Origin of the sequence: Moorena sp. SIO3I8, assembly GCF_010692325.1 — a bacterium.
Taxonomy (GTDB): Bacteria; Cyanobacteriota; Cyanobacteriia; order Cyanobacteriales; family Coleofasciculaceae; genus Moorena.
The window spans coordinates 1-4,855 of the sequence record NZ_JAAHHW010000226.1 but is presented as its reverse complement, the minus strand read 5'-3'; the positions used below and the strand labels follow the sequence as shown (position 1 = coordinate 4,855).

The 4,855-nt window shown below is 39.3% G+C and carries 4 protein-coding genes and 1 pseudogene; 4 read left to right on the top strand and 1 reads right to left on the bottom strand.

What is annotated here, in order from left to right:
- The first annotated feature begins 197 nt into the window (after positions 1–197).
- Both F6K51_RS35245 and F6K51_RS35240 read left to right on the top strand, forming a co-directional pair.
- Entirely contained in the window at positions 198–578 is a 381-nt protein-coding gene (locus tag F6K51_RS35245; RefSeq protein ID WP_293030271.1) for a hypothetical protein, read from the top strand.
- Positions 579–691: 113 nt separating this feature from the next.
- Positions 692–2,219: pseudogene (locus tag F6K51_RS35240) on the top strand (IS66 family transposase).
- A gap of 59 nt (positions 2,220–2,278) precedes the next feature.
- Here the strand turns inward: F6K51_RS35240 and F6K51_RS35235 are convergent.
- On the bottom strand, positions 2,279–2,485 hold the full coding sequence (locus F6K51_RS35235; RefSeq protein ID WP_293030268.1) for a hypothetical protein: 207 nt from the start codon (positions 2,483–2,485) through the stop codon (positions 2,279–2,281).
- A 543-nt stretch (positions 2,486–3,028) separates the two neighbouring features.
- Between F6K51_RS35235 and F6K51_RS35230 the strand changes: the two genes are divergently transcribed.
- Both F6K51_RS35230 and F6K51_RS35225 read left to right on the top strand, forming a co-directional pair.
- A complete protein-coding gene (locus F6K51_RS35230) occupies positions 3,029–3,922 on the top strand; it encodes an FkbM family methyltransferase (protein ID WP_293030265.1) in 894 nt (297 codons plus the stop codon).
- 483 nt (positions 3,923–4,405) lie between these two features.
- Positions 4,406–4,768 carry a hypothetical protein gene (locus tag F6K51_RS35225; RefSeq protein ID WP_293030262.1) on the top strand — a complete coding sequence of 121 codons (363 nt, stop codon included), beginning with the start codon at positions 4,406–4,408 and terminating at the stop codon, positions 4,766–4,768.
- The last annotated feature ends 87 nt before the right edge of the window (positions 4,769–4,855 follow it).

Genomic DNA, 4,855 nt, shown 5'->3' with positions numbered 1-4,855 from the left:
GCATATTTCCCTTTTGTTACCAAAAGGTATTGAGTCCAACCTAAAAGGTTGTTTTACGTGAGGGTAGGTGGTGTAAATTACCCTGGGGAGTCGGCTCCCCGCTTTACTTGACCAGTTCAGGTCGCGCAATCTCCATTCATACGGCATCATGGATTGCCCCTAAATCTGACGTTCATTCCCAACAACGGTTTTTCTACATGGGTCATCAAGGAGAGTTACAAGTCGATCAAGCTCATCGAGGTTATACAACTGCAACAGTATCTGGGGGATATGCTAGTATTAACCCCCTATTTATGAAGTACGAACCCTCTGATGGCAAATTTGCTGGACAGGGAGCCTACGGTTATCAAAGTCTTGAAAGATTTGTGGATGCAGTAGGCAGTATTAATGAGGGAAAAGCGGAACCCAAAGATTTTGACAATATCCTAGCGACTGCTGCTCGAACTTTACAGACAACAGCTATTCTTGAAGCTGGTCGTCTCAGTTTAGATAGTGGTGGTTTACCCGTTGAAATTAAATATAGTTCCCAAGAGCTATTAACACCAGAAACTCTCAACCTCAACCTCAACCGCACCTAAATACAATTTTATCATAATGTCGGCAGAAAACCCGAGCCATAACGGTAACTGCTCACCGCAATAAAGATGCTCTATTGACAACGGAGAAGCCAAATTGAACACTTGGATGTATATTGGTTCTTATGACTCCAACCGCCACCGAGAATTCCCAGTCCGTCATGAGCGTCGCCTCCGAACAGTTGGTGACCAATGTACTGCTGGTTGAGTGGCTCGTGAAGCTGCAACAACAACTATCCCTTCAACAACGAGTGATTGAACAGCAGCAAAGACAAATCTTTGGGCAGCAGCAAGAGATAGAACAATTTTTGGAGGAGCGTATTGAAGCTCAAAAACCGCTCCTCGAAAAATAGTTCAGTCCCTCCTTCCTCTGACCAACTCCAAAAGCCCAGCAACAAAAGTAAGCGCAAAAAGGGGAAAAAGCGCGGTCCCAAGTATAATCATCTTTGGAATTACCCGTAACGGATTTGGCACTCAGTCACGAAATAGTGACTATCGAGCATTAAAGCTGTCCCATGTGCGCTACTTCCTTAGAGGTAGTAGAAGAAGCTCCACAAAAAGTCCAGCAAGTAGCTGAAGTAGTCGAGCAACCAATAGAAATCAGAGAATATCGCCGCCCTCTATACAATTGTCCCAATTGTGGATGGTCTGGTTATAGCTCTATGCCTTGGGGAGTCAAAGAAGGATTCAGCTATGGGGGACGACTCTGTAGCATTGTGGGCTGGTTAGGGTATGGGGGCAACTTGACGTGGCGTAAACAGGAATATTTTGCCTTTATATGTCTTGGGGGTTCCTATTTCTCAGGGAAGTCTGGCAAAAATGCAACGCTGGTTCCAAGAGAGTTTGGAGCCTTCTTACCAACAATGGCGTTCCCTACGTCAGACAGCCAGGGGTCAGGTGTGTGGATGAAACGACCTACTGTATAGATGGCATTAAGTATTGGTTGTGGGTAGCTACCAGTGACCAGGTATGTGCTAAGATGTTAGCACCCACACGCAGTAGTGCTGAACTAGAGAAATTACTGGGAGCTGAGTTTGAGGGAATACTCACGCTTTGATTGTTTTAGTGCCTACTCTCCACAAGGAGCTCAGGCCAAGCAGAAGTGTTTAGCCCATCTCGAGAGAGACTTAAAAGCCCTCTTAACCAGTCGCTTTGAAGGCAATCGACAGTTTGCGAGCAAAGTGCAATTAGTGTTGTGGCAAGCTCGCAGTTGCTATCAGGATTATCAAGAAGGAAAACTTAGTTGCCAAACTCTCAATGACCAACGAGAAAGTGTAGAAGCTTCTCTTAAAAAAGTCTTAGAAGAGACACTCTTGGATACCCTCCCTCAGATACTTTGAGATTGATTCAACGACTACAGCGTCATTGGAATGAGTGGTTCACTTTTTTGTCTCATCCAGAGGTCAAACCTGATAACAATGATGCTGAGCGAGCAATGGCCCAATTGTGATACATCGCAAAGTCAGTGGTGGGGCTTGAAGCGATTGGGGGGCACAGTTAGTCGCCCAAATGTTTAGTTTTTTGGTTTCGATGCGGTTGCAAGGAAATAATGCGTTCGCGAAGCGGTTCTTTTGGAACATCGCTGCTTTATGTGAATTATTGTCTTTGGCTGGTCGAAGTCCCCCAGGCTTGGAGTTTTCCTGACAATTAGAGTAAACCATAGTTTTATTTTCATGGGTCGAATGGTAAAGCTATTCCAGTCCTCAGGTTCTTCGAAAGCGGATATTGTCCGCTAACAATGACTCATATCTCACTGTTTGTTCATTTGCCAACCCACTTTCAGATTTGCGATCGCACTTTGAGATTCGTGATCGCACTTTGAGATTCGCGATCGCATTTTGAGATTCGCGATCCCAGTCTTGGGAAACCCCAATATCTCCTTCAACCCTTATGTCGTAGCTTTTTGACATTGTGATTCCGAATGGCTCACCAAGGGTGAGCGAACGGTGAGTCATAAGAGCCAATATAGCAATTCCTTAATAGGTCGTGGTAATTTCTGAAATTCGATCCTTGCTCTACCTGGGTTTTAGCCGATCACTTATTACATCCTATTTAGGATTGCTATATACACCCAAGTGTTCAATTTGGCTTCTCCGTTGTCAATAGAGCATCTTTATTGCGGTGAGCAGTTACCCATAACGATAGTTTGGCGTCGTCTGGGAATGACAAGTGGCAAAGTATGGTATCATATTAATACAGCCGATAAACCAAGCTTTAAAAGTTGAAAAAAATCAATTCAACTCTTACTATTTACAGTCGCTGAGAGGCATAATGAGACTCTAAATGGACGTGGAGGAAGCGTAAATCTACCCCTAAAACGTACTTGCACTGCAAGTGAAGCCCGCCTTGAGTCATTCGTTCAACGCACAGTTGTTTGATTGATGGATAGGAATCGGTGCGCTGTCTTTTAAGAGCAGCGTCAGGAGGATGTCAATTCACCAGATTCAACAACAATGAAAAAGTCACTAGAATTGCCAAACCAACAAAAAATTTATTTCCTCAACGAGGAGGAAGCACTTTTTCTTTATGATGATATTTTTGTCAGACAAAGTTATTTGCAGCATGGGATAACTTTAAAACCAGGTTATACAGTATTTGACATTGGTGCCAACATAGGTTTGTTTGCACTTTTTGCTCATCAATATTGTCAAGGCAATATCAATCTATTTTGTTTTGAACCAATTAAACAAATTTATAAAATTATGCAAAAAAATATGCAGTTAACTAATGTTATTAGCTATAATTGTGGATTGTGGAACGAAGATAGTAAAGCAACGTTTGATTACTTCCCTCATTACTCATTATTATCAGGAGCAGATGCCAAGTTTAGCCCGGCAGAGAAAAACAACTTTACCAACTTAATTATTAACAACTTAAATAATAAAAATGCAAAAAAAACTAATAATATCATAACACAAATCATTAAAATATGTCCGTTTCCATGGAAAGCAAGATTAGTGGAATTTATTTTAGAAAAGTTTTTCTTGAAAACCAAACAAGCTAGTGTAACTTTAACGAGTATATCTGAAATAATCAAAAAACATGAGTTATGTCAGATAGATTTAGTTAAATTAGATACTGAAAAAGCTGAACTTAAAATTCTTGAGGGAATCAATTCCGCAGACTGGCAAAAAATCCAGCAGTTGGTTATAGAAGTTCATGACATCCAAGACCGCTTAAATATCATCAAAAATATGTTAGAAAAAGAAGGCTTTGAATGCTATGTAGAAGCAGGTTCACCACCAAAATTTTTAGCTTACTCAATTTTAGGAGTCACTAATCCAGTTTTCACCAATCATTATTCACAAGAATTACTTTATACTATCTATGCAAAAAGAATAAAATAACGATTGTAAATGATGGTGCTAAACATATTTTTGAAAATAAATTGTATAATTTTATGAAAAACATGAATTTAAAATACTTGATAAAAATATGTTTTTTAATTCACTGTATAACCCCATACGGTGGCTATTACGAATAATCGGAGGTTGGGTATAACTTCGTTATACCCAACAAAAAACCATTAAAAATGGCGTTAATTAATGGTAATTTTTTTATATAAAATTCAAACAAAATAAGTTTTATGATAGTATTAACCCTGACTATTGAATTTTACTAACGCCCACAAATTGATTTAAAAAATATAAATAAACCTACAAAAGTTAAGTAATCAGTAATTTTAATTAAAAATATAGGAGTTTTAAATTAGCTGGGGTACACATTTTTTTGTGTTAGGGAACAGGGCCTTCAGAGCAGGGAACAGGGAACATGTAAGATCGAAAAAATATTGTGTGTTTCATTAGGATAAAAAGCGCTATATATAACTTTTGTCACAGTTGGTATTAGGGGAATTATCGGTGATGATAAAAATATCTGAACATACTCTTGTTGAGCAATACAACAAATATGCAAGTTATGAAAGCAAAAGATGGCAAGATTTAGCAGCACAAAACGTCAATAGTTGGGCGGATGTCTGGGAACAATCAGTAGCTCATTTGTCTCACCGCCCAATAGTTCATGAGGTAGGTTTTATATCCCCTTGGAGCTATCAAGAACTTGATCGCGCAGCCGATAAAATAGCAGAATGGGCGATTTCCTCAAATCAAAAATACATCGGGGTTCACCAAAACAACAGTGCTGTTTTCCTAGCTAAGCAGGTGCACAAAATTAATTACCTATTTTTGACATAATAATCTATAATTAGATAAAATCACTGAAAATGGGTATTTATATGAGATTCATTAGAGAATTAAATACCGAAACTAAAAAACTGTTGG